Source organism: Mesorhizobium sp. M1078 (genome assembly GCF_040318615.1).
Lineage (GTDB): Bacteria > Pseudomonadota > Alphaproteobacteria > Rhizobiales > Rhizobiaceae > Mesorhizobium.
In genome coordinates this window covers 114,359-138,137 of record NZ_JAMYMP010000006.1, presented here as the reverse complement: position 1 = coordinate 138,137, position 23,779 = coordinate 114,359, and the positions used below count along the sequence as shown (strand labels likewise).

20 protein-coding genes are annotated in these 23,779 nt (G+C 64.0%); 10 read left to right on the top strand and 10 right to left on the bottom strand.

Going from position 1 to position 23,779, the window contains the following annotated elements:
* Position 1: 1 nt before the first annotated feature.
* Positions 2-6,211, bottom strand: coding sequence for a kinesin (locus tag NKH38_RS11145; RefSeq protein WP_352760035.1), 6,210 nt, complete (start codon positions 6,209-6,211; stop codon positions 2-4).
* 313 nt (positions 6,212-6,524) lie between these two features.
* Here NKH38_RS11145 and NKH38_RS11140 point away from each other — a divergent pair, with 313 nt between their 5' ends.
* The 3 genes from NKH38_RS11140 to NKH38_RS11130 all read left to right on the top strand — a co-directional run bounded on the left by NKH38_RS11140 (position 6,525) and on the right by NKH38_RS11130 (position 8,477).
* Complete coding sequence (locus tag NKH38_RS11140) at positions 6,525-6,863, top strand: Hpt domain-containing protein (RefSeq protein ID WP_023700815.1); 339 nt, start codon at positions 6,525-6,527, stop codon at positions 6,861-6,863.
* Positions 6,864-7,020: 157 nt separating this feature from the next.
* Positions 7,021-7,341 (top strand): 2Fe-2S iron-sulfur cluster-binding protein, encoded by a 321-nt coding sequence (locus NKH38_RS11135; protein ID WP_023673507.1) that lies wholly within the window; start codon positions 7,021-7,023, stop codon positions 7,339-7,341.
* A gap of 104 nt (positions 7,342-7,445) precedes the next feature.
* Complete coding sequence (locus NKH38_RS11130; protein WP_023748746.1) at positions 7,446-8,477, top strand: NAD(P)/FAD-dependent oxidoreductase; 1,032 nt, start codon at positions 7,446-7,448, stop codon at positions 8,475-8,477.
* Positions 8,478-8,497: 20 nt separating this feature from the next.
* Here the strand turns inward: NKH38_RS11130 and NKH38_RS11125 are convergent, their stop codons facing one another.
* Together NKH38_RS11125 and NKH38_RS11120 are read right to left on the bottom strand one after the other, a co-directional pair.
* On the bottom strand, positions 8,498-9,982 hold the full coding sequence (locus NKH38_RS11125; protein ID WP_352760031.1) for an MDR family MFS transporter: 1,485 nt from the start codon (positions 9,980-9,982) through the stop codon (positions 8,498-8,500).
* Positions 9,983-10,214: 232 nt separating this feature from the next.
* Positions 10,215-10,835: a DUF922 domain-containing Zn-dependent protease gene (locus tag NKH38_RS11120; protein ID WP_352760028.1), complete on the bottom strand. Its 621-nt coding sequence runs from the start codon at positions 10,833-10,835 to the stop codon at positions 10,215-10,217.
* A gap of 148 nt (positions 10,836-10,983) precedes the next feature.
* Here NKH38_RS11120 and folP point away from each other — a divergent pair, with 148 nt between their 5' ends.
* From folP to folK, 3 genes are read left to right on the top strand one after another with little or no spacing between them, the layout of a single operon-like run.
* The gene (folP, locus tag NKH38_RS11115; protein WP_352760025.1) at positions 10,984-11,829 is read left to right on the top strand and encodes a dihydropteroate synthase; all 846 of its coding nucleotides are present in this window, start codon (positions 10,984-10,986) and stop codon (positions 11,827-11,829) included.
* Positions 11,830-11,846: 17 nt separating this feature from the next.
* Positions 11,847-12,206: a dihydroneopterin aldolase gene (gene folB, locus NKH38_RS11110; RefSeq protein WP_023673502.1), complete on the top strand. Its 360-nt coding sequence runs from the start codon at positions 11,847-11,849 to the stop codon at positions 12,204-12,206.
* Positions 12,190-12,708, top strand: a complete 519-nt coding sequence (gene folK / locus NKH38_RS11105) for a 2-amino-4-hydroxy-6-hydroxymethyldihydropteridine diphosphokinase (RefSeq protein WP_023685987.1) — start codon at positions 12,190-12,192, stop codon at positions 12,706-12,708. Before folB ends, folK begins: the two co-directional genes overlap by 17 nt.
* On the opposite strand, the gene NKH38_RS11100 is transcribed toward folK, so the two are convergent.
* Both NKH38_RS11100 and NKH38_RS11095 read right to left on the bottom strand, forming a co-directional pair.
* On the bottom strand, positions 12,705-13,253 hold the full coding sequence (locus NKH38_RS11100; RefSeq protein ID WP_352760021.1) for a DUF924 family protein: 549 nt from the start codon (positions 13,251-13,253) through the stop codon (positions 12,705-12,707). The genes folK and NKH38_RS11100 overlap by 4 nt on opposite strands.
* Positions 13,253-15,100 carry a monovalent cation:proton antiporter-2 (CPA2) family protein gene (locus NKH38_RS11095; RefSeq protein WP_023742508.1) on the bottom strand — a complete coding sequence of 616 codons (1,848 nt, stop codon included), beginning with the start codon at positions 15,098-15,100 and terminating at the stop codon, positions 13,253-13,255. The genes NKH38_RS11100 and NKH38_RS11095 overlap by 1 nt, the downstream gene beginning before the upstream one ends.
* A gap of 161 nt (positions 15,101-15,261) precedes the next feature.
* Here NKH38_RS11095 and NKH38_RS11090 point away from each other — a divergent pair, with 161 nt between their 5' ends.
* The 3 genes from NKH38_RS11090 to NKH38_RS11080 all read left to right on the top strand — a co-directional run bounded on the left by NKH38_RS11090 (position 15,262) and on the right by NKH38_RS11080 (position 17,970).
* On the top strand, positions 15,262-16,251 hold the full coding sequence (locus tag NKH38_RS11090) for an AraC family transcriptional regulator (protein ID WP_023706171.1): 990 nt from the start codon (positions 15,262-15,264) through the stop codon (positions 16,249-16,251).
* 60 nt (positions 16,252-16,311) lie between these two features.
* The gene (locus NKH38_RS11085) at positions 16,312-17,520 is read left to right on the top strand and encodes an MFS transporter (protein ID WP_352760017.1); all 1,209 of its coding nucleotides are present in this window, start codon (positions 16,312-16,314) and stop codon (positions 17,518-17,520) included.
* 183 nt (positions 17,521-17,703) lie between these two features.
* Positions 17,704-17,970 carry a hypothetical protein gene (locus tag NKH38_RS11080; protein WP_023673496.1) on the top strand — a complete coding sequence of 89 codons (267 nt, stop codon included), beginning with the start codon at positions 17,704-17,706 and terminating at the stop codon, positions 17,968-17,970.
* Between the two features lie 343 nt (positions 17,971-18,313).
* On the opposite strand, the gene NKH38_RS11075 is transcribed toward NKH38_RS11080, so the two are convergent.
* The 4 genes from NKH38_RS11075 to NKH38_RS11060 all read right to left on the bottom strand — a co-directional run bounded on the left by NKH38_RS11075 (position 18,314) and on the right by NKH38_RS11060 (position 22,077).
* The gene (locus tag NKH38_RS11075; protein WP_023673495.1) at positions 18,314-18,862 is read right to left on the bottom strand and encodes a hypothetical protein; all 549 of its coding nucleotides are present in this window, start codon (positions 18,860-18,862) and stop codon (positions 18,314-18,316) included.
* 82 nt (positions 18,863-18,944) lie between these two features.
* A complete protein-coding gene (locus NKH38_RS11070) occupies positions 18,945-20,012 on the bottom strand; it encodes a YcjF family protein (protein WP_352760013.1) in 1,068 nt (355 codons plus the stop codon).
* Positions 20,009-21,487, bottom strand: a complete 1,479-nt coding sequence (locus tag NKH38_RS11065; RefSeq protein WP_352760010.1) for a YcjX family GTP-binding protein — start codon at positions 21,485-21,487, stop codon at positions 20,009-20,011. The genes NKH38_RS11070 and NKH38_RS11065 overlap by 4 nt, the downstream gene beginning before the upstream one ends.
* Positions 21,488-21,573: 86 nt before the next feature.
* Positions 21,574-22,077 (bottom strand): SixA phosphatase family protein, encoded by a 504-nt coding sequence (locus tag NKH38_RS11060; RefSeq protein ID WP_352760007.1) that lies wholly within the window; start codon positions 22,075-22,077, stop codon positions 21,574-21,576.
* Between the two features lie 254 nt (positions 22,078-22,331).
* Here NKH38_RS11060 and dksA point away from each other — a divergent pair, with 254 nt between their 5' ends.
* Positions 22,332-22,748: an RNA polymerase-binding protein DksA gene (dksA, locus tag NKH38_RS11055; RefSeq protein WP_023673491.1), complete on the top strand. Its 417-nt coding sequence runs from the start codon at positions 22,332-22,334 to the stop codon at positions 22,746-22,748.
* Between the two features lie 176 nt (positions 22,749-22,924).
* On the opposite strand, the gene NKH38_RS11050 is transcribed toward dksA, so the two are convergent.
* The gene (locus NKH38_RS11050) at positions 22,925-23,641 is read right to left on the bottom strand and encodes a flagellar biosynthetic protein FliO (RefSeq protein ID WP_023693371.1); all 717 of its coding nucleotides are present in this window, start codon (positions 23,639-23,641) and stop codon (positions 22,925-22,927) included.
* Positions 23,642-23,779 lie beyond the last annotated feature (138 nt).

Genomic DNA, 23,779 nt, shown 5'->3' with positions numbered 1-23,779 from the left:
GCTAGTGCAACCGGCCGCTCGCATGGGCCAGCATGGTGTAGACCTTGCCGGTGTCCGACGTCAGGTAGGTCTGCGCCATGATGTTGTCGCGGTCGTTGCGCGAGACGTCCTTGAGCAGCTTCTCGAAATCGTCGCAGTAGCGGTCGACGGCGGCGCGGAACTCCGCCTCGGCCTGATATTTGCGGCGGATTTCGTCAAAGGTCTGCTGGCCCTTGAGCGTGTAGAGGCGGCGCGTGAACACGTCACGCTCGCCGCGCCGGTAGCGGTTCCACAGCTCGATCGAGGCGTCGTGGTCGATCGCCCGGGCAATATCGACCGAGAGCGAGTTGAGCGACTCCATGACATGCAGGGGCGAGCGCTGGGCGGGAGCCGCGCGCGGTGCTTCCGCGGGCGCTGCCGGCCTGGCGACTTCCTCCTCACGGGATGCCCCGGTCAGGAGATCGCGCACCCAGCCGCCTTGCGGCGTACGGGCGTTGGCGTCGCGCTGGCGCGGTGCTTCGGCAGGACGTTCGATATCGAGCGTGCCGCGCAGGCCGCCCAGCGGCGCCTGCGGAGCAGGGCGCTCCAGCTGTGGCGCCGGCGGCGGGCGGCGTACCGGCTCGGCCGGGCGCTGCACTGGCGCCTGCGGCGCCGGGCGCAGGGCGCGTGGTTCGGCATTGTCGCCGCCGCGTCCCGATTTCGCAACGATATCCGAAAGTTCCTTGAGCGCGTTGATCTGCTCGGCAACGGCACGGCGGATCGCCGAGGTCGATTCCTTGGCCTCTTCCGGCATCTCGATGACGCCCTTCTTGAGCTCGGCGCGGGTGAGGTCGAGCTCGCTCTTGATCGAGCTTGCGGTGCGCCGCATCTCCTCGGTCGCGTCGGCGAACCGGCTGGTTGCCGAATCGACCACTTCCGTTATGGCGATGCGGATCTTGTCGGCTGATGCCAGCGTCTTGCCTTCGGCATTCTGCATCGTCTGGCCGACAAGGTTTTCGAACGAACGCATGACCTTCTCGAGGTCTTCCGACTTCTTGACCAGGCCGACGGCTAGGTCTTCGAGCGACGACTGCCGCTCAAGCGTGTGTTCGAGATTGCTCTGCGCCGAGCTCAACAGATCCGAAGCCGAGGACAGCAAGCGGCTGTGCTCGTCGAACTTGGTGGCGATCGAGGCCACTTCGCGCAGGGTCGACGACGACAGTTCGGTAAGCCGCGTGGTGTTCGAATCGACCAGGCGTGCCGAGCTGGCGAAGGTCTGCGCCGCCTTTTCGGTGGTTGCCGCGAAGCTTTGCGTGCTGCCGCTCAGACGTTCGTCAACCTGGCCGAGGTTGATCGCCGCCTGTTCGATCAGCTCACCAAGCTGCGAGCTGGAGACGCTCATGCGGCCGATGAGGTCGGCGACGCTATCGGCGAGCGACGAGCGCGCGCCTTCGACGGCCGACAGCGTTTCGGCGGTGCGGCTGGCGAGCGCGTTGACGAGGGCGGCATTTTCGCTGCGCAGCTTCTCGGTCGCGCGTTCGGTGACCTCTTCCATGCTCTTTTGCAGTTCCGAGCCGCCCTGGGCGAAGCGCTCCACCAGCGGCCGCGCGGTTTCGTCCAGGATCTTCGCCATCTCGGCCGAACGCGCCGCCAGCATCGTATTGAGCTCGCGGGTATTGGTGCCGATGGTCTTGGCAGCGTCGTTGGTGCTCTGGCCGATGTGCTGGCCGACCGCGGTAAAAGTCTCCGCAATCGTGTTGGCGCGCGAGATCAGTTGAGCTTCTGCGCTGGAAACCTGCTCGTTGAGCTTCTGGCCCATTGTCTCCGTCGTATAAAGAAGGCGGTTCTCGACGCTGGCGACCTGTTCCTCGACGCGCGAAGCTGCGGACGCAACGCTCGCGGCCAGCCGCTCGTCGGCCCCGGCAAGAGCCAGCTCCATCTCGCGGGCGTGGACGGCAAGTTCCTGGCCGGTCTGGCGTGCACGTTCGGCAACACGCTGCTCGGTGCTGGCGAAGGCGCCAACGATGTTGTCGGCATGCTCGCCGATCGTCGAAGTGGAGTCGGCGATGCGCGACACCAGGCGGTGATCGGCCTCGTCGAAGATGCGGCTGATCTCGGTGGCGCGGGCTGACAGCGCGTCCGAACCCTCGGCGATGCGCGAGATCAGCTGTTGGTCGGCGGCGTCGAAGATGCGGCCAAGGTCCGAGGCGCGCGCGGCCAGCGCTTCGGCGGATTCGCCGATGCGCATGCTCAGCCGCTGGTCGGCGCCCTCGAAGTTACGCAGGATGTCGCCGGCGCGGTCGGCCAGCGACTGCGCCGTCTCGACCGCGCGGGCGACCAGCTTCTGGTCGGCGGCGTCGAACGTGCCGGCGATCTCGCCGGCGCGGGCAGCCAGCCGTCCGGCCGTTTCTTCGGCGCGGGCGAGCAGCGAGTTCGACGTCTCGTCATGCCGGGCAAGCAGCACGCTCGTTGTGTCTTCGGCGCGAGCAAGCAAGGCATTCGTCGTATCCTCGGCGCGAGCAATCAGGGCGCTCGATGTGTCCTCGGCACGGGCGTGCAGACGGCGATCCGCGTCCTCGAAGGTGCGGGCGATGTCCTCGGCCCGGGCCAAAAGGGCGGCCGAAGTCTGCTCGGCACGCTCGGCGATCTTGCGGTCGGCGTCACTGAAGGCAGCACCGGCCTGTTCGTGCAGCGCGCTGGTGACTTCCATCACCTTCTCGCGCAGCGCGCCGGCAACGAAGACGGCGCTCTTTTCGAGCACGCTGCGGACATTGTCGACACCCACCGACAACGCGCGCTCCATGGTTCCGGCGCGCTCTTCGATGATGCCGGTCTGCTTGCTGAAGGCCTGCTCGATCTTCTCGACATCGGCAGCGATTGCCGCCGAGATATCGGTGCTTCTGCCGGCAATCTGGTCGATATGGCCCGACAGCGAGCGGTCGACATCCTTACGTATGTCGGCGAGCTTTGCCAGATCGTCTTCCAGCGCCTGGGTCAACATGTTGCGGCCTTCGGCCAGCTTGCCGACATGGCCGGCGATGATGTCGTCAACCTCACCGCGGCTTGCCGACAGCTTCTGCAGGTCGGCTTCCAGCGCACGCTTCAAGATGTCTCGGCCCTCGGCCAGCTTCTCGACCTGGCCTGCGACCAGTCCGTCGATGCTCGACCGGCTCTCGGCCAGCTTGGCGAGGTCGTCCTCGAGAGCCTTCGACAGCGTCGCGCGATCCCGGACGAGCTTGTCGCTGTGACCCTCGATCAGGCTGTTGACATTTTCCAAATCCGCTTCCAGCACCCGCGCGAACTCGCCACGGTTTTCGCTCAGCTTCTGCGACTGGTCGGCAATGGCGCTCCTAATCGCATTGAGATCGGCTTCGAGCGCCCGTGTGAGGATGTCGCGGCCCTCGGCGAGCTTCTCGACCTGTCCGGCGACCAGCCCATCGATGTTGGAGCGGCTCTCCGCCAGCTTGGCGATGTCGTCTTCCAATGCCTTTGAGAGCGCCGAACGGTCCTGGACGAGCCTGTTTTGATGATCGGCCATGATGCCGCTGACATTGTGCAAATCGTCCTGAAGCGCCTGAGATAGCGTCGAACGATCCTGGACAAGCCGGCTCGAGTGGTCGGTGATCAGGCTGTTCACATTCTGAAGGTCATCCTTAAGCGCCTGGGATAGCGTCGAACGATCCTGAACAAGCCGGTTCGAGTGGTCGGCGATCAGGCTGTTCACATTCTGCAGATCGGCCTCCAGTGCCCTGGAAAGCTGACCGCGCTCTTCCGCCACCTTGTCGGAATGACCCGCGATGGCGCCCTTGATGGTGTTGAGGTCGGCTTCGAGCGCGCGCTTGAGGATATCGCGCCCCTCGGCCAGCTTTTCGACCTGGCCGGCGACCAGCCCGTCGATGCTCGACCGGCTCTCGGCGAGCTTGGCGAGGTCGGCCTCGAGCGTCTGTGACAACAGGCCACGATCGTCGGCAAGCCGGCTCGAATGGTCGGAGAGCAGGCCCCTGATGCCGGATAGGTCGTTCTCCAGCGCCTTGCTGAGTTCGGTGCGGTCCTCGGCCAGTTTCGCCGAGTGGTTCTCGATCACGCCCTTGATGCCGATAATGTCGTTTTCGAGCGCCTTGGTCAGGATGGCGCGGCCTTCGGCGATCTTTTCAACCTGGCCGGCGACCAGCCCGTCAATCGAGGCGCGGCTGTCGGCGAGCTTGCCGAGATCGGCTTCCAGGGCGCGCGACAGAATGTTGCGGCCTTCGGCCAGTTTACCGACATGTCCGGCGACCATTTCGTCAATGATCGTACGGGCTTGCACAAGTTTTCCGGAGTCTTCATGCAAAGCCTGGTTGAGCCGGTTGCGGCCTTCTTCAAGCCGCTCGAGATGGCTGCCCAGCGACGCGTCGATGGCGGCGCGCGACTCGTTGACCTTGCGCAGATCCTCTTCCAGGGCGCGCGAGATCAGGTTGCGGCCTTCGGCCAGCTTCTGCACCTGGTTGGTTACGGCCGCATCGATGCCGGCACGGCCCTCGGCGAACTTCGCCAGGTCCGCCTGCATGGCAGCCGCCATGCGTTCGCGGCTTTCGGACAGCTTGCGGCTGTGGTTTTCGACGGCGTCCTCGATGCCGACACGGGCATCGGCAAGACGCTGGATGTCGGTGTCGAAGGAGCGCGACACGACATGGCGGGCGGCTTCCATGCGGCCGGCGAAATCGCTGGCGCGGGCTTCGAGCATCGACGAGGTCGACGAGACGATGTCGGCCATGTCGGCGCCGATCTGGGTCTTGCCCTGATCGATCATCGCAGTCAAATGATCCTTGCTCTCGGCAAAGGTGTGGGCGATCTCGCGGGCGCGCTCGACCAGCGTTTCGTTGATCTGGCGGGCGCGCGCCTCGAGCGCGGCGTTGAGCTTCTGCGTGCCGGTATCGAGTGCTTCGGCGCGGGTCTGAAATTCGCTGATCAGCGCCTGGCCGCGCTCGGCCAGTGTCCGCTCGATGCCGTTCAGGCTGGACTCGAATTCCGAGCTCAGGGTGCGGGCGGCGCCGCCGAGCAGCGACACCATGCCTGTGGTGCGGTCGTCGAGCAGGTCGGTCAGCGACCGGGTCAGGCCGTCTGTGGTGTCCGTCAGCTTGGCGATGCGGGTGTCGAGCAGCGAAGCAAAGGCTTCGCCCGATGTCGACAGCCTGTCGGTGATTGAATCCAGCCGGGTTTCGACGGAATCGAAGATCGACATCGAGCTTTCATTGATGCGGTCGATCAGCGTGTCGCCGGAATTGGTGATCGTCATCGACAGCTTGGTCGACGCGTTGAGGATAGAGTCGCGAATAATGTCGGAGGCGGCGCCGATCTCGTCCTTCAGCGTTTCATGCGCGCCGGTGATCGAGGCGCGCACGCGCTCGGCATGAGTGACGACGGCTTCGCGCTCGCTGCCCAGCCCGTCGACCAGCGACCGGATGCGCGATTCATTCTCCGAATAGGAGCGTTCGATCTGGTTGACCTCGCTGTGGACCAGCGTTTCGAGCTCGACGGCGCGCGCCAGCGTGCGCTCGATGCCTTCGCCCATCGCCGCCACTTCACGGCGAACGGCCTGGCCGATCATCATCACGCGATCCTGGGCGAGGTTTTCCGGCTCCGCCAGACGGAAAGCCACTTCCGTCATCGACTGGGCGGCAATGCGCATTTCCTGCGCGCGGCGGATCATCGCCGCGAAGGCCCAAAACAGGACGACCGGTATGATTGCCGCGATCGCCAGGCCGATCAGTTCAGGGCGGGCCAGGATTTGATCGAAAGTACGAATTTTCCAGATGCTGGGGCCAAACAGCAGATTGGCGAGGCCGCCGGCGCCGGCGATCCAGGCCAGCGACACGAACGCCACGACCCAATAGATCGTGCTCGACGCGCGCCGGTTGAGGCTGTGCAGCAGCGTCTTGTAATCTTTTTGGCGGTCATCGTTTGCCGGCTTGAAGCCGGCTGGCTGGGCGCTGTTGCGCGATTCGACCGGGCGCAGCTCGGCGGGCTTGGCTGCCGGCTTCGCACTCTGGTTTTGTTGGACGGGCGCGTTTTGAGCGGGGGCGGGCTTCTGGGGGCGGCCTTCGCGCGCCAGTTCGTCCGCGGCCTGCGATATCTGCGCTTCCAGATCTTCCATCGACGCCGCGATATCGAGATCGCCGCTGCCGTCTCCGCTGAGATCGAGGTCTAGTGCCTTTTCGAGTTCCCTGGCTACGTCGCTGTCGAGAGTTCTGGTCGTCGTTGGTTTCTTCGCCATGCCTTCGCTACCCTGTACTAGCTGCCGAGGGACTTCTTATTTTTGCCTGATTCTGGCTCGTCTTATCCCACGCAGGAGGCTGAAAATGGACCTTCGTATCGTAATGACACACAGGGGTAAAGAAAACATGCATTCCGCGAGATACGTAAAACTTTAAATATAAGGTTAACGACAACGTGATCTAACCGCCTCAGCGGCAACAATTTTCCAGCCCATTCATTAACGCGTTGGCGACGGAAAACGCCTAGTTTTTTCGGCGATCGGCACAAGGAGTTTCAAATTGGTACGCGGTGAAAGCGGCATTGCCTTCTCAATGCCGGGCGGCGATGCGTCGGGACCGGCCCGTTCGCGCCCAGTGGATCTGGCCCATTTGGCCCGTCAGACAATGGGCGATCGCGCCCTCGAACAGGAGGTATTGGCACTGTTCGTACAGCAGGCGCTTTCCGTCCGCGACAGAATAGTCGATGCCGACATCAGGGAGCGACTGCTTCTGGCGCATGGGCTGAAAGGTTCGGCGCGCGGGGTCGGCGCCTTTGCCATCGCCGACTGCGCCACCTCGATCGAACAGCAGCCGGAAGATGCGCGCATCCTCAAGCGCCTCGGCACCCTGATCGAGGAAGTGCGCGATTTCATCGCCGCCATCAGCCGGTAATGGCTGCCGCTCGGCAGCGGCCACCGGGATGAATCGACGGGGCCAGGGCGTGCTTTGGCCAGCTTTCCGAAAAAACGTCACAAAGCGGCGCTTTCGCGCGGCAGTTGACTTGTCCGGCGGAGTGATTATCTCGGCTGGGACTCCCTTCAGGTGACAAATGACCAAGCTGACCTTCATTGCCCATGACGGCACTCCTTTCGATGTCGAGGCCGAAAACGGCTCGACCGTCATGGAGAATGCGATCCGTAGCGCGGTGCCGGGCATCGAGGCAGAATGCGGCGGCGCCTGCGCCTGCGCGACCTGCCATGTCTATGTCGACGAAGCCTGGACGGCCGAGGTCGGCGAGCCGGAGGCGATGGAAGAGGACATGCTGGACTTTGCCTATGACGTCCAGCCGAACTCGCGCCTGTCCTGCCAGATCAAGGTGCGCGACGCGCTTGACGGCCTCGTCGTGCGCGTGCCGGCTCGCCAGGGTTGATCTCCCGTAGCATCTGATTTTTCCCGCCGCCGCTTGGCAGCGGGCCAATGCTCATGCAGTCTCGCGCCAGTTTCGCCCCAGTTTGACAATGAGGCTCGCCTGGCATGACCGATATAATCAAGACGGACGCACTCATTGTCGGGGCGGGGCCGGTCGGCCTGTTCGCCGTGTTCGAACTCGGCCTCTTCGACATGAAGTGCCATCTGATCGATATCCTCGACCGGCCCGGCGGCCAATGCGCCGAACTCTATCCGGAAAAGCCGATCTACGACATTCCAGGCTGGCCCTCGATCTCGGCGCAAGGGCTGGTCGACAAACTGCTCGAGCAAATTCAACCGTTCAAGCCGGATTTTACCTTCAACCGCATGGTCTCCAGCCTGGAAAAGCTGGACGACGGCTCATTTCGGGTCACCACCGACGAGAACGAGGTGTTCGAAGCCAAGGTGGTGGTGATCGCCGCCGGTGGCGGCTCGTTCCAGCCCAAGCGGCCGCCCATTCCCGGCATCGAGGCCTATGAGGGCAGGAGCGTCTTCTATTCGGTGCGCCGTATGGAGGAATTCCGCGGCCACGACCTCGTCATCGTCGGTGGCGGCGATTCCGCACTCGACTGGACGCTGAACCTGCAGCCGGTGGCAAAAAGCGTGACACTGGTCCACCGGCGCGCGGAATTCAGGGCGGCGCCCGACAGCGTCAACAAGATGTATGCCATGCAGGAGATGAAGCAGCTGGAGTTCCGGGTCGGCCAGGTGAGCGGCCTGACCGGCGCCGACGGCGAGCTGGCCTCTGCTACCATCAAGGGCGGGCCTGACGGCGACATCGAGGTGCCGTGCACGCGCATGCTGCCGTTCTTCGGCCTGACCATGAAGCTCGGCCCGATCGCCGAATGGGGGCTCAACCTTCATGAGAACCTCATTCCGGTCGATACCGAGAAATTCCAGACTTCGGTGCCAGGCATCTTTGCCGTCGGCGACATCAACTGGTACCCAGGCAAGCTGAAGCTGATCCTGTCGGGTTTTCACGAGGTGGCGCTGATGGCGCAGGCCGCCAAGCGCATCATCAGCCCGGGCGAGCGCATCGTCTTCCAGTACACGACGTCGTCGACCAGCCTGCAGAAGAAGCTCGGCGTCGTGGAGTAGGCCCTACAGGGCTTTCCGGATCACTCCACCAGAACGACCGGCGCCTCGGCGTCGTCGCGGCCGCGCAGTGACTTCTCCGGCATCAGCGCCAGCGTGATCAGCGCCAGCACGAGCGTGACGGCCGCGGCAAGGAAGATCATCATGAAGGGCGTCGCCGAGACGATCTGTCCGGCAGCCGGCGCGCCTTCGCCGGCAAGCGGCAGGCCATAGCCGAGCGCGACGGCGCCGAGCATGGCGACGCCGAGCGCGCTGCCCAGCGAACGCAGGAAGGTCAGCACGCCGGTGGCAACGCCGAGATGCGCGCGGTCGACGGCGTTCTGCACCGATACGGTGGCGACCGGGAAGGTGGTGCCGCTTCCAAGGCCGATGCAGATGGTCAAGAGCTCGACCACCAGCAGCGAGGCGCGGCCGGCGACCAGGCTGAGCACGCCAAGACAGATAATGGCGAAGAGAACGCCGACCATGGCGATACGCTTGTAGTGGAAGAAGCGCGGTATCGTGCGGCCGCTGAACGTCGCGCCGGCGACCGTTCCGAGCAGCAGGCCGAGCATGGCAAGGCCCGACTGGCTGACCGACAGGCCGATGATCGACTGCAGATAGACCGGCAGATACACCGACAGGCCGATATTGGCGGCCTGCAGCAGGAACATCGACGCCGTGCCGGCAAGCACGATCGGATTGCTCAGCACTTCAAGCGAGATCAGCGGCTCGGCCGCACGCATCAGCCGCAAAGCGAACGCAGCCCAGAAGACCGCCGAACAGGCGAGCAGGCCGACGATCTCGCGCGAAGCCCATGGATAGGCGCTGCCGCCCCAGTTGAGGGCCAAAAGCAGCAATGCCGTCGCCACCACCAGAAGCAGCGCGCCCGGCGCGTCGATGCGATGCCGCTTTGCGGCGACCGGCAGTTTGCGCAGCGGCTTGTTGATGATGGCCATGGCCAAGATGCCGAGCGGGATGTTGATCCAGAAGATCAGCGACCAATGGAGATGTTCGGCAAATCCGCCGCCGAGCAAAGGCCCGGCGATGCTGGCGACAGCCCAGGTGCCCGAAATCCAGGCGGCATAGCGCGCGCGTTCGCGCGGCGGCACCAGGTCGCCGATGACGATCTGCGCCAGGGCGAACAGGCCGCCGCCGCCCGCACCCTGGATCGCCCGGCCGATGACCAGCACGAACATGTTGGGGGCCATGGCGCTGACCAGCGATCCCAGAAGGAAGATCAGGATCGCCGCATAGACGGTCGGCCGGCGGCCATAGACGTCGGAAATCTTGCCGTAGAGCGGCGCCATGGCCGTCGCCGTCAGGAGATATCCGGTCACGATCCACGGCAGGTAGTCGGCGTGGCCGAGCGAACGGCCGATGGTCGGCATGGCCGGCGCGACGATGGTCTGGTCGAGCGCCGCCAGCAGCATCGACAAAAGGATGCCGGCGATGATGACGTTCTTCTCGCTTTCCGTAAGCGGCGCGGCGGGCGCCACCCTAGCCGGCTTGTCGACAGCCTGGTCCATATCAGTGCATCCACAGTGTCTGCGAGCGATTGCGCGGCGCCAATGGCCGCTCCGCTATACGCCGCCTCGATTGGTCTTGATCTGGTGTTTCGAAGCTCGCGCCTTGCCACCTGACATATCTTGCGAGCCTGACATATGTCGTCCCGTATAGGCCGATTTCGACCTTTGCCCGAAAATTTTCTGGGGCTGGCCTCATGTTTCGGCAGAATTGGCTTGGTATCAGCCCTGTGGTTCAGCCGGGCGGAAGCTGGCCGTTCTGGACGCGCTGCATGCGGTAGCGCAGCAGCCGCAGGATGCGGCTTTCGAAATTCACGCCTTCGACGCGGTCGAAGCGCAACTGGTCCTGGTCATGCCTGGCGAGTTCGGCCGCGGTGATCTGCGCCGCCTTCGCCTTTGCCCCGGCGCAGGTCTTTTGCGCAAAGCTAGCGTTCAGCGCGTCTTCGAGCAGGCGGCCGTGGTTCTTGGCGATCTCGGCATGACGCTCCTCATGGCGCTTGATGTCTGCCGACAGCGTGTCCCAGAACAGCCTGACATCGGGATCGGCCTTGCGCGGCCGGCGCCACTCCGGAAGGATGACCTTGACCTTGACGGTGACGGCAGCCTTGGCGATGCGGCAGGTGTCAGCGGTTTGCGCGTAGCTGATGCGGGTGGTGAACGCCATCTGGGCGGCGCCTGGATGCCGCATCCCGGTGCTTTTCACCTCGGGTCCATGCTTCGACAATTGCGTCTCGATGTCATCGAGCGTGCTGCCGCCGATGGCAAAATAGCTGTAAGTCTTCACCAGATTGGCAGCATTCGCCGGCAGGACGGTCAAAGCCAGCATCAGGGCGCAGAGCAGGGGTCGTTTCATCATGTTGCCTCTTCACGCACCTTGCTTTACGGCCGTTGCCGGCGCAACGGAATTGATCTTCCACCGATCACGCATCGGTGATGGATTGCAAGCGCCCGATGAGCCACATGCCAATGAGCCACATGCCAATGAGACACATGGTTGAAGGACAATGACGACAAGGCGATGGCAACTGGCGCATGGGCGCCATCTCGAACTTGGCGAGAAAGCTATTGTGGTCGGCATTCTCAACGTCACGCCGGACAGTTTTTCGGATGGCGGACTGTTCATCACGCCCGATCAGGCGGTGGCTCAGGCGCGCCGTATGGCGCAAGAGGGCGCTGCCGTCATCGACATCGGCGGGGAATCCACACGCCCCGGCGCATCGCCCGTAACTGTTGAAGAAGAGCAGGGCCGCATCCTGCCGGTGATCGCAGCACTCGCCGGTTCAGGCGAAGCCCTGGTATCGGTCGACACCTATCGCGAGGAAACCGCGCGCCTCGCCGTCGCCGCCGGTGCGCATATCGTCAATGATGTCTGGGGCTTGCAGCGCGAACCGGGCATCGCCCGCGTCGCCGCCGAGACCGGCGCCGGACTGGTCATCATGCATACCGGGCGCGGGCGGCAAAAACTGCCCGACGTCATCGCCGACCAGTTTTTGTTCCTCAAGGCTTCGCTGGAAATCGCCAGGCGCAGCGGCGTTGCGGACGATCATATCGTACTCGATGCCGGCTTCGGCTTCGCCAAGGAGACGGCTGAGGAAAACCTCGACCTGATGGCGCGGTTTTCCGAGCTTAAGGAGCTCGGTTTTCCCTTGATGGCCGGCACCTCCAGAAAACGCTTCATCGGCACCGTCACCGGCCGCGAAGCCGGCGCGCGCGCCGCCGGGACGGCAGCCACCAGTGTCATTCTGAGGCTGAAGGGCGCCGATCTGTTTCGCGTCCACGATGTCGCAATCAACGTGGACGCACTGGCGGTCGCCGATGCTATGCTGGCGCGCGAAAAGCCAGGACGCTGAGCCCAGGACAGTAAGAAATGTACGTCATCCGCATGAAGAACTGCGCCTTCTTTGCCCGGCACGGCGTGCTGGATGAGGAAGAGGCGCTTGGCCAGCGTTTTTATGTCGATGCCGAGTTGACGGTCGAGCCCAGCCGCCCGCTGGAGGATGATTCCATCGAGGACACCGTCAATTACGGCATCGCCTTCACGGTGATTGAAAAGATCGTCACTGGACATCGCCGCTTCCTGATCGAGGCGCTGGCGCTCGAAGTGGCGAAGGCGCTGACTTCACGGTTCCCGCAGATCAGGAAGGCCGAGATCACCGTGCGCAAGCCCAACGCACCGGTGCCCGGCGTGCTCGATTATGTCGAGGTGACCGTTGTCTGGCCAGAGTAACAATAACACGGTCTATCTCAGCCTTGGCGGCAATCTCGGCGATCCCTCGGCCTCGATGGCGGCGGCGCTGCGCCTGCTCGACGCCGACGAGAGCACGCGCGTCGTCGCCGTCTCCTCACTTTACCGCACGCCGCCCTGGGGCAAGCTCGACCAGCCGGATTTCCTCAACGCCGCTGCCGAAATCTCGACCTCGCTGGCGCCAAGGGCGCTGCTCGACCTCTGCCTCGAGGCCGAGCGCAAGCTGAAGCGGGTGCGCGAGGAGCGCTGGGGTCCGCGCCTGATCGACATCGACATATTGGTGTTCGGCGACCGCACAATCCACGAAACCGGGCTGGAGGTGCCGCATCCCCGAATGGTGGAGCGCGCCTTCGTGCTGGCGCCCTTGGCAGAGATCGCGCCGGATCTGGCGGTGGGCGGCAGGAGCGTGACCGAGCGGCTCAGCGCCGTCGATACGTCAGGCATAGAGCGGCTGGCTTCCGGCCGCGATTGGTGGCTGGGTTAACCGGAGAAGCCGCCGCCATCGAGAAATGCCTGTTCGTCCGCCGTCGTCTCGCGGCCAAGCATCTTGTTCCTGTGCGGAAAGCGGCCGAAGCGCTGGATGATGTCGCGGTGCTCGATGGCGTATTTCACATACTCCGGCGCCCTGGCGGTGGTGAGCTCGACCGATCTGTCCTGGTCGGCGGGCAGTTCCGAATGTTCGTAGGGCAGGTACAGGAAGACGCGCAGGTTTTCTTCCAGCGAAAGGTCATGGCCGGCCGCAATCGCCTTGGCGGCAAAGTGCCGTGCCAGCGGATCGGTGGCGTACATAGGGCCTGAGCCGCGAAAGCAGTTGCGCGGAAACTGGTCGAGCAGGATCATCAGCGCCAGCGAACCCTCGGCATGCTCCGACCATGCGTCGCACTCGCGCCGCGCGGCGGCAAAGTGCAGGTCGAGAAACCTGCTGCGGAAATCCGCGTCGAAGACGTCGTTCTTCTCGAACCACGCGTCTTCGCCGGCCTCGCGCCAGAATTTGGTGACGGCGAGCGCGCGCTCATCCGATGCGGTCATCAGCTTTCCCCCTGATCGGCGGGCTCGGGCTTGTGCAGCACGCCGGCCGTCTCTTCGTTCAGCGCCTGGCCGGGCCGGCGCGGTTGCGTCAGCGGCGTCGGGATCGGCGTGCCGGTATTGCCCCTGAGGAAACGTTGCCCGGCGCGGACGCCTTCGGCCAGCTGCGTCTCCAGTCGGGCATTGTCGCGCCGTCGCACATCCTCGATGACATCGGCGACATCTTCCGGCTCGACGCCCAAAACCTCGAGCGCGGAACCGCCGAAGACGAGGGCCGATTCGAAGGTCTCGCGCAGCTGGAAGTCGACCCCGGCGCGGATGAGCGACAGGGCGGTGCCGCGGTCGAAGGCACGCGCCAGGACAGTCAGCAACGGGAACTCCGCCTTGATCAGTTCCGCCATGCGCACCGTGGCGTCCGGCTTGTCGACGCAGATCAGCACGGCGCGCGCGCGGCCTGCACCTGCGGCGCGCAGAATGTCGAGCCGCGTGCCGTCGCCATAGTAGACCTTGAAGCCGAAATCGGCGGCCGCCTGTATCATTTCGACATCATTGTCGATGATCGACACATCGATGCCGCGCAACAAAAGCGGCTGGCTCGCGATCTGGCCGAAACGGCCGAAGCCGATGACCAGCACGCTGCCGGTAAGGCCGTCGGCGATGTCGACGCCTTCAAGCGACTGCTCGTCGCGCGGCGTCAAATATTTGAGCGCAATGATGGCCAGCGGCGTCAGCACCATGGAGATGATGATGATAGCGGTCAGCGTTGCGTTGGCCCGGCTGTCGATGATGCCAACCGCCGCTGCGGCCGAATAGAGGACGAAGGCGAATTCGCCGCCTTGCGCCATGATCACGGCGCGTTCCAGCGCTTCACGATGACCGCTCTTCAGCATGCGGGCGACGAGATAGATGCCGAGCGCATTCATCGCCATGTAGGCGACGACATAGACGGCGATCAGCCGCCAGTTGTCGGCCACCACATGCAGGTCGAGCGACATGCCGACGGCGAGGAAGAACAGGCCAAGCAGGATGCCGCGGAATGGCTCGACGTCGGCCTCCAGCTGGTGGCGGAAGGTCGATTCCGACAACAGCACGCCGGCCAGGAAGGCGCCCATCGCCATCGAGAGGCCGGAAAGCTGCATAACCAGCGCCGACCCCAGCACGACCAGAAGTGCTGCCGCCGTCATGACTTCGCGCGCCTTGGCGTCGGCCAGGATGCGGAAGAACGGATTGAGCAGATAGCGGCCGGCCACCACCAGCCCGACGATGGCGCCAAGACCGATGCCGATTTCGGTCAGCCTCTGCTGCAGGGTCATCTCGCTGCCGCCCGGCGCCAGGAAGGCGACCAGCGCCAGAAGCGGCACGATTGCCAGATCCTCGAGCAGCAGGATGGACACGATGCGCTGGCCCTTGGGGCTGGCCATCTCGCCACGCTCTTCCAGAAGCTGCATGACGATCGCCGTCGAGGTCAGGACAAAGCCGGCGCCGGCAACGAAGGATTGCGCGATCGGAAAGCCGCCGGCGAGACCAACACCGGTGAGCAGCAATGCGCAGACGCCGACCTGCAGCGCGCCGAGGCCGAAAATCTCGCGGCGCAGGCCCCATAGCCGCGACGGCTGCATCTCCAGCCCGATGATGAACAGGAACATGACCACGCCGAGTTCGGCGACATGCAGGATGGCTTCCGATTCGGAAAAAATGCCAATACCGAACGGGCCGATGACCACGCCCGCGGCGAGATAGCCGAGGATCGAGCCCAGCCCCATGCGTTTGAAGATCGGAACGGCGACGACGCCTGCGGCAAGCAGCGCCACCACCTGAATGAGATCGCTGCCCGATGCTTCCGCTGCCATGCCTCTTGTCCCTGTGTCCGACAGCACTCCTTGCATGCACTGGGAGCGGGAGGCAAGGGCGGGAAGCCTGCCAGGATGGGTAGGGTGGCCGCGGCAGCGATTCCCCGGTGGAACAACAGTCTGCGCTTGCCTGTCGGACGGCCGGTATCTATATCTGACAAATGCCTGATTATTCGTCCCGGCCGTCGCCGCTGCCACATATCCCGATGGATGCGCTCAGCGAAGTTCTGCAAGACTTTCGCTTGAGTGGCGTCAACTATGGCCGCTGCGAACTCCGGCACCCATGGAGCATAGACTTTCCGCAACAACAACTGCTTCGTTTTCACTTTGTCGGCCAGGGTCCATGCTGGATTCACACCGAAGCGCAAGGCTGGCAGGAGTTGCGCGATGGCGATCTGGTGCTGCTGCCGCAAGGCATCGCCCATCGGCTGGCGAGTGCGCCGGACGTGGTGGGCGATTCGCTCGAGGGCTGCCAGGTGATCAAGTTGGGCGGCAACGTTTGCGAAGTGATACGGCAGGGAACGGGCGCGACAAGCACCCTTTTCTGCGGCTCCATGTCTCTCGGCTCCTATGCGCTCAATCCGTTGATCACGTTGATGCCGCCTCTCATCAAGGGTTGCGACGTGGCCGGCAATGACCCGATGGTCGGCCCTTTGCTGGCGGCCATGACGGTGGAGGCCGCGCAACCGCAGATGGGCAGCGCCACCATCCTGTCGCGTATGGCGGATTTGCTGACAGCCAGGCTCATACGCTGCTGGGTCAATTGCAACGGCGCCTCGACCATCGGTTGGCTTGCAGCCATCCGCGACCCCCATATAGGGCGCGCTCTGGCGGCCATGCATCGCGATCCCGGCCACAACTGGACGCTGGGAAGCCTGGCCGGCGTGGCAGGCCAATCGCGTTCGATTTTCGCCGAGCGCTTCAGCGCGGTATTGGGTGAGGGCGCCGCACATTATCTCGCCCGCCTGCGCATGCAGCTTGCCCGCGAATTGCTGGGCCAAAACGGCTTGTCTGTTGCCGAAGTCGCTACCCGTTTGGGCTATGATTCCGAGGCGTCCTTCGCCCGCGCGTTCAAGCGCATCACCAATGTCTCGCCAGGCGTTGTGCGCCGCACAATTCCCGGACGAATGGATATGAATTTCGGATTTTAAGGTACATAACATCCGGGCGGACTCGCCTATCTGAGATCTCCAAACTGTGGAGATCTTCCCGTGACTGACACAACATTACAGCTTGAAGACGCCGCCATTGGCCTTGATGCCGATGCACCAGCCGCGTGGAGCGCGGCCACCTGGTTCGCGGTCCTTTCATTGGCGGCCACCAGCTTTGCCCTGGTGTCTGCCGAATTCTTGCCGGCAGGTCTGTTGACGCCGATGGCGCGCGATCTCGGCATCAGCGAGGGAACGGCCGGACAGGTCGTCACCGCCACCGCTTCCGTTGGCGCCGTGACGGCCATGTTGAGCAATGTTCTCATCGGTCGATTGAACCGCAAGGCGGTGCTGGTTGGCCTCATGGCCCTGGCGGTCGGTTCCAATATTCTTGCGGCGCTGGCGCCCAATTTCTGGCTGCTGTTGCTGGGCCGGGCCGGGTTGGGGATCGCTCTTAGCGCTTTCTGGGCACTTTCCGTTGCCGTCGTGGCGCGGCTGGTTGGCGCCAATGCGACAGGTCGCGGCATGGCGATCGTGACCCTCGGCGTCTCACTCGCCACCATTGCCGCGCCGTCGATGGGTGCGTTGATCAGTGACTGGCTGGGATGGCGCAGCGCCATGGCCATGACGGCGGGGCTGGCCGCGCTTGCCATGCTGCTGCAGCTTCTCAGCCTGCCGACCTTGCCTGCGGCGGCAAGCAACAGCCTTGCAGACGTCTTTCGGCTGACACGGCGGCGTGGCATCCAACTCGGCATGCTTGCCATTGTTCTGCTGATGACCGGGCATTTTGCCGGCTCGGTCTATGTGCGCCCGTTCCTCGAACAGGTGACGCTCCTCACAACCGGGCCGATTGCCCTGGCGCTGCTCGGGTTCGGCATCGCCGCTGTGATCGGCAATATTGCCGGTGGTCGCCTGGCCGACACCAACATCCACATGGCCCTCGCAGTAACCGCCGCGTTGATGGCGTTTGCGGCACTCGCTTTGGTGCTTTGGGGCGCGCAAACCGGCGTTGCCTTCGGCTTTGTTACGCTGTGGGGCTTCGCCTTCGGCATGGCGCCGGTGGTGCTGCCGACCAATATGTCTCGCGCGGCACCTGATGCGCTGGAAGCAGCAGGCAGCCTGATGGTCACTTGCTTCCAGGTTGCCATCACCGTCGGTGCGGTTGTCGGCGGCTATGTCGTGGACACCTATGGCGCTACGGGACCTTTGACCCTAACCGCCGTCCTTGCCGCGGCGACGGCCGCACTGGCGCTGCTGCAGCCTCGTGGCTGAAACCTTGCTTCGTCTGACACGGGCGGCCTCAATCAGGCCGTCCGCGCCGTTGCAGCAGCGCTGCACAGGTTTATGCGCCGCACACGTTGCGTTTTGCCGCAATCGGCGGCTATGGGACGCCAGGCTTCGGCCGTTGGAAGGCAGCGACGATCAAGTTCTGCCTTCGTGAGGAGAATGACTGACATGAAGAAGTTTTTGCTCGTCGGCGTGGGTGTCGCCATGCTTGCCGCATCGGCCTGTTCGAAGGCGCCTGAATGCACGCAGGAAATCGCGGCCAAGAAGGCGCAGGAAATGACCGCCGCGCTGCAGGAAGCGATCACCAAGGATCCGACCAAGGCCGCCGACCTGACCGCCAAGGTGCAGGCTGTGACGACCAAATATCAGGGCGCCACCACGCCGGCCGACGCCTGCAAGGCCTATGACGAGCTGACGGCCGCCATCAAGGGCTGATTCTTCGTTCGGAAATTGAGGAAGGCGGTGGCTCAAGTAGCCGCCGCCTTTTTTGCTGGTGTTCTTAAAGGCATCGCGCTGACACGGAGGACCGCCGGCACGCACAGGACCATGACACGTTGGCCTTGCTGTGGCTTGGGCCATCGGAGACGCTGACATCATCGGTTGCGCGCCACATGTCCGGTCGCGACAGAAAGGTGCCGCCCCGAGCGGCCCGTGCTCGAGGAGCGCCAACCTGGCCGCAAGGTGGCGTGTCACTTCCCGACATCGAGCTGAGCGGAACAGCTCAGCTATCGCGCAGTGCAACCCCGTTCCGCGCTTTTTTCGGGGAACCGCTTGAGAGTCAGTTTTTGGCGATGGAGCCGACTTCGACGGCGTCGACGCGCTTGAGGCTCATGCCGATGACCGGCACCAGTTGCTGGTCGACGCGCACGGCGATAGTCACCGTCATCGAATTGTCGTCGGGAATGCGGGCCTGCATGACGCCGCGCAATTGGTTGCGGTTGATGGTGAAGACGACTTTGCGGGCATCGACCACGTTGCCGCCGATGATGTCCAGGCCCGACCCCGCGGCGCCGCCCATGAAATTGCCCTTGTAGTCGCGGCCCTTGCGCTCGACGGTCGCCGACATTTTCTGGGTGAAGACACCGACGCGGCAGTCGCCATCGAGCGTCATGCCGGTCTTGTTGTCCGGCGTCGAGCCGTCGAAGCTGCAGGTGAACTTCGTGCCCTTGTATTTGCCGGCGATGATTTCGCCCGGGCCGACCCATTTGCCTTCGACGGTGCGGAAGAACTGCTTGTCGGGCTCGGCTGCAAAGGCTTTCCCGGTCGGGCCCAGAGGTGCTGCAAGCGCGACCAGGGGCAGGACGCAGGACAAGATTACGCTTTTCATAGACGACACCCGGCAACAAGGAGGCTGTTGTTGGACGACCATGAACAAGATTGGTTAATGCTTGGTGACCGCGAGAGGGCGTTCACTTGCTTGAGGCGGGTGCTTCATTCTCTTTTTTGGCCGCAAACGAGGTCAGCGCCGACAGGAAATCGCCCATACCCGGCCGCCTGCCGGCAATGAAGGGCAGGGGCCGCGCCGTCTCCATGGCAGCAATGCCGATACGCGCCGTCATCATGCCGTTTACCACGCCTTCGCCGAGTTTCGCCGACAGCCGGGCGGCAAGGCCATGGCCGACGATCTGCTGGACGAAGCTGTCGCCGACGGCGATCGAGCCGGTCACCGCCAGATGGGCAAGAACGCTGCGCGCCAGCCGGAAAAAGCCCAGCGTGCCCGGCCTGCCGCCGTAGAGTTCGGACAAGCGGCGGATCAGGCGCCCGGCCTCGAACACGACATAGGCAACGTCTACGAGTGCGCGGGGGCTGACGGCGGTGACCAGCGACACGCGTTTGGCTGCTTCCAGGATCATCACCTTGGCTCTCGCATCGAGCGGCCCGAGAATCTCGGCTTCGGCCAGTCGCACCAGATTGCCGCCGTCGATGATCTCGCCGCGCAATTCGGCCAGGGAGCGCCTGCCGGCCGCGGTTTCGGGTTTCGCAGCGACAAAGGCCGAAAGCTCTTCGACGACGGCCCTTGCAGCCTTCGGATCGTCGCGCGCCACGGCATCGAGCGCCCGCTTTTGCAGTTTTTCGACCTCGGCCAGCCGGGCAATAGCCAGGAATTCCCGCACCAGCACGACCGCGAGCGCCAACACGGCAATTGCGGCCATTCCCGCTGCCAGCCACCCCAGCCACTCTGCGCGCTCGAACAGGTCGCGGATGAGTTGGTCGGTCCACAGGCCGACGGCGAGCGAAACCAGCACGCCGACCGCGCCGAAAAACAGGCTGGCAAACAGCGAGCGCCTGCGCGGCGCGGTCGCCGGCGGCGGTTCGGCGGCGACAATGTCGGGTTCGTTGAAGACATCGATCTCGGCCGGCAGGACGACGGCGCGCGACTTGCGTGCCGGCGGCTCGGCATGGGGGCGGCGCGTTTCCTGCTTCGGTTCGGCCTCCGGCTCGATGCGGAAAGCTGCCGGTCTGCGGGGCGCGGTCATGCCAGATGGTCTCCGATCAGGAACTGCAAGGCGCGGTCGAGCCTGATATGCGGCAGCGACAGCGTGACGCCTTCAGCGGTGCGTTCGAGCTTTGGCGGGCGAAAGCGCACGAAACGGATCGCCGGATCGTCGCTGCTCTGCCGGTGGTCGGCTTCGGAAACGTCGAAAACCGCGTCAATTTTCTCCGGCAAGTCCCCGGGAAATATGGCGGTTTCGGCTTTACCATCAAAGGTTTCGCCGTTGATCTTCTCGCCCTTCAGCGGCGTGCCGATGATCACCGGCAGGGTTTCGCGGCCTTGCTTGACCGTGCCTTCGCGCGTCGCGCGCACCGCCGCCATGGCGACCACGTCGACATCGGCGCCGGTGAAATTTGCCCGCGCCACGGCGCGGTCGGCAAGCCGCCGCACGATTGCCTGCAGCCGGTCATGGCTTTCGTGATGCAAATGGTCGGCCTTGGTCGCGGCAACCAGAATGCGGTCGATGCGGCGTGAAAACAGGTCGGTGAGGAAATTGCCTCGGCCAGGACGGAAACAGGAGAGGATTTCGGTCACCGCGCGTTCCAGGTCGGCCATCGCGCCGGGGCCGGCGTTCAGCGCCTGCATGGCGTCGATCACCACGATCTGGCGGTCGAGGCGGGTGATGTGTTCGCGGAAGAACGGTTTCACCACATGCGTCTTGTAGGCCTCGTAGCGGCGCTCCATCATCGCTTGCAGCGAGCCGGACCGCGGCCGTTTCTCACCCTTGAGCAGCAAGGGCGCGAAGGTCAGCGCCGGCGATCCCTCGAGGTCGCCAGGCATCAGGAAACGGCCGGGCGGCAGGGTCGAAAGCGCCCGCTCGTCGAGCTTGCAGGCCTTGAGGTAGGCGGCAAAACTCTCGGCGAGGCGCCGCGCCGTCCTCTCGTCGGCGTCGGCATTGGGTTCGATCCTCGCCGACAGCGCCCGCCAGTCCTGCGACAGGTCGGCCCGCACCGGCAGCATCGCCATCTCGAACGCCTCGCGCGAAAAATCTGCGAAGGATTTGCCGAGCAGCGGCAGGTCGAGCAGCCATTCGCCGGGGTAGTCGACGATGTCGACCGACAATCGGCCGCTGGAAAACATCCGGTTCCAACCGGAGGCAGAGTCATATTCGATGGTGAGCCTGAGTTCCGAAATGGCGCGCGTCGAGTCCGGCCAGGTGCGGTCGTTGACCAGGGCGGAGATATGGTCCTCGTACTGAAAACGCGGCACGGCATCGTCCGGCTGTTCCTCGAGGAAGGCGCGCGCGATCCGTCCCGACTTCTGCGCCTCGAACAGCGGCAGGCGCCCGCCATGGATGAGATTGTGGACGAGAGCCGAGATGAACACCGTCTTGCCGGCCCGGGACAGGCCGGTGACGCCCAGCCGAAGCGACGGCGAAAAAAGCCCGCTCGCACGCCCCGACAGCGTATCCAGGGCAATTCTCGCTTCGTCGGTGAAAGTGGTCAGCGATGATGCCAAAATCTGTTCTCTCAGGCGTGCTCTTGCGCCCGATATAGGCTTTGCGGTTCAAGTTTGAAATGGCGCCCGGCCTCGGCCGGCTCGGCTCAGAGATCGACGGGCGTCAGGAAGGCTTCGAGGTAGCCCGCGCCTTGCGCAGCCTCCGTGAGGGTGCCGTCGAAGCGCACGACCGCAAGGCCGGAGGTCGGGAAACCATGGTTCATGATGGCCCGAGCAGCCTCGTCGCCGTCGCCCGAGACCGCCATGGCAAGGTCTTCCGTCATCGGATTGTGGCCGATGACCAGCAGCGAGCCGGGGCCGCCATTGCTGCGGATGATGGCGAGGTAGCCGGCGGCATCCTCGCTGTAGAGCGTGTCGAAGAACAGCACCCGGCCGGTATCGGTGTGGCCGGCGATGCCTTCCAGCGTCTGGCGCGCCCGCTTGGCGTTGGAGCAGAGCGTGATATCGGGGATGTAGTTGCGGGTACGCATCGCCGTCCCCATCATTTCGGCATCGGCAATGCCGGATGCGTCGAGCGGGCGATCGAAGTCGCGCACGCCGGGCAGGGCCCAGCCAGCCTTCGCATGCCTCAACAGATACAGTCTGCTCACCGGACCCCCAATGGTGTGCTGCCCACCAATGACACAACTGGATTAGCCACGAGAAAGGCCTGAGGCACAATGGGCGGCGACGCCCAAGCGCAGCGAATCATGTGCGAATACGCCCGCGCCCTTCCTATGGAAGGCTTTGCTGAGGATCGCCCGCGCGGCATTAACAATTGCGTGAAACGCGCGCGGATTACGCTTGTGCAGCCTTCTCTGCGCGAATATATAGGCGCCAAATTTGGGGTTGTTGGGTGAGTCGAATGAACGATATCGTTACAGCCAATTACGTACCCTCCGAAGACGAGCCGTTCATGAACGAACGGCAGAAATCCTACTTTCGCTTGAAGCTCGTCACCTGGAAGACCGACATACTGCGCGAAGCGCGCGAAACCCTCGAAATCCTGCAGCAGGAAAACGCCAACCATCCCGATCTCGCCGATCGTGCTTCCTCGGAAACCGACCGGGCCATCGAGCTTCGCGCCCGCGACCGCCAGCGCAAGCTCATTTCAAAGATCGATTCGGCGCTGCAGCGCATCGATGAAGGCACTTACGGCTATTGCGAGGAAACCGGCGAGCCGATAGCGCTGAAGCGACTCGACGCGCGTCCGATCGCGACCTTGTCGATCGAAGCGCAGGAGCGCCACGAACGCCGCGAGAAGGTCTATCGCGACGATTGAGCCGCTGCCGTCAGGCAGGACTGTTTCATCGAAATGGCCGGGTTTCCCGGCCATTTGTGTTTTTAGCGAAGGGTTTAATCGCACGAAGTTAAAGCGCGTCGCGCTGAACGGATTTGTGCGACGCGCTTTAAGCGGCGTTCCGATCGGGAATCGGCAAGATGACGGTTCGCCGGGCTTTATCGTTTCTGGCTGGCGAGTTCGCCGAGCAGCTTGGTCATCTCGTCGTCGAGAGACTGCGGTGCCTTCGCAGCCGGCTTGCTTGCCGGTTTGGGGTGCGAATCGTCGAGCGAGACCTCGAGCTCCCGCATCAGGGTATCGTCGATGGACTCATGCTTCGGTGGCGGGGCCTGCCGGGCAGTATTGGCGGCGGAGCCATAGGCCGGCAGCGGTGTCACATTGCTCGCCTGGTAGATTTGAGCCGGTTTCGGCGCCGGTGCGGCCTGGCGCGGCGGAACGGCGGCTGGAGCAGCCCTTACCGGTTGCGGCGGTGGCGCCTGCCTTGCGGGCGCGGTGGGAGCGGGTTGTGCTGCGCGCGGCCGCGGCGCCTGTTGCTGCTGGCCAACACCGCCATCGCCGGTCAATGCCGGACGGCGTGGCGCTGCAAGTCTGATATCGCGCTCGACGACAACGTCGGTTGGGCCGCCGATCAAAAGCAGGTGTTCGATGTCGTCGCGACGGATGAGCACCAGCCGGCGGTGGCTGTCGACCGCCGTGGCGTCCATGACCGCCAGCCGTGTCTTGCGGTTCCTGCCGCCGGCAACGAAGGTGCCGAAGGTCAGGTTGCGGACCAGCCTGATGATGATGAGCACGATGACCAGCAGGACAAGGGCAGCAAACGTCCACAGCAGCGCTGCGGCATATCCGGGACCCGCCACATTATCCAGCCACTGCATCGGTGCCCCCAATCGGCTTTTGAAGTGGAGGGACACTAGACCGTTGCGGCCAGCCACCGCAAGTTGCCTTCACGCTTCGTGAACAGCTTGAAAACACCGACGCGTCATTTTTATCCGACATTTGCCGCCAGGGCCTTT

Bases quoted from the DNA above. Each gene is read 5' to 3' on its own strand.
- NKH38_RS11145 (WP_352760035.1), bottom strand. From the start codon at position 6,211: ATGGCGAAGAAACCAACGACGACCAGAACTCTCGACAGCGACGTAGCC.
- NKH38_RS11140 (WP_023700815.1), top strand. From the start codon at position 6,525: ATGCCGGGCGGCGATGCGTCGGGACCGGCCCGTTCGCGCCCAGTGGAT.
- NKH38_RS11135 (WP_023673507.1), top strand. From the start codon at position 7,021: ATGACCAAGCTGACCTTCATTGCCCATGACGGCACTCCTTTCGATGTC.
- NKH38_RS11130 (WP_023748746.1), top strand. From the start codon at position 7,446: ATGACCGATATAATCAAGACGGACGCACTCATTGTCGGGGCGGGGCCG.
- NKH38_RS11125 (WP_352760031.1), bottom strand. From the start codon at position 9,982: ATGGACCAGGCTGTCGACAAGCCGGCTAGGGTGGCGCCCGCCGCGCCG.
- NKH38_RS11120 (WP_352760028.1), bottom strand. From the start codon at position 10,835: ATGATGAAACGACCCCTGCTCTGCGCCCTGATGCTGGCTTTGACCGTC.
- folP (WP_352760025.1), top strand. From the start codon at position 10,984: ATGACGACAAGGCGATGGCAACTGGCGCATGGGCGCCATCTCGAACTT.
- folB (WP_023673502.1), top strand. From the start codon at position 11,847: ATGTACGTCATCCGCATGAAGAACTGCGCCTTCTTTGCCCGGCACGGC.
- NKH38_RS11100 (WP_352760021.1), bottom strand. From the start codon at position 13,253: ATGACCGCATCGGATGAGCGCGCGCTCGCCGTCACCAAATTCTGGCGC.
- NKH38_RS11095 (WP_023742508.1), bottom strand. From the start codon at position 15,100: ATGGCAGCGGAAGCATCGGGCAGCGATCTCATTCAGGTGGTGGCGCTG.
- NKH38_RS11090 (WP_023706171.1), top strand. From the start codon at position 15,262: ATGCCTGATTATTCGTCCCGGCCGTCGCCGCTGCCACATATCCCGATG.
- NKH38_RS11080 (WP_023673496.1), top strand. From the start codon at position 17,704: ATGAAGAAGTTTTTGCTCGTCGGCGTGGGTGTCGCCATGCTTGCCGCA.
- NKH38_RS11075 (WP_023673495.1), bottom strand. From the start codon at position 18,862: ATGAAAAGCGTAATCTTGTCCTGCGTCCTGCCCCTGGTCGCGCTTGCA.
- NKH38_RS11070 (WP_352760013.1), bottom strand. From the start codon at position 20,012: ATGACCGCGCCCCGCAGACCGGCAGCTTTCCGCATCGAGCCGGAGGCC.
- dksA (WP_023673491.1), top strand. From the start codon at position 22,332: ATGAACGATATCGTTACAGCCAATTACGTACCCTCCGAAGACGAGCCG.
- NKH38_RS11050 (WP_023693371.1), bottom strand. From the start codon at position 23,641: ATGCAGTGGCTGGATAATGTGGCGGGTCCCGGATATGCCGCAGCGCTG.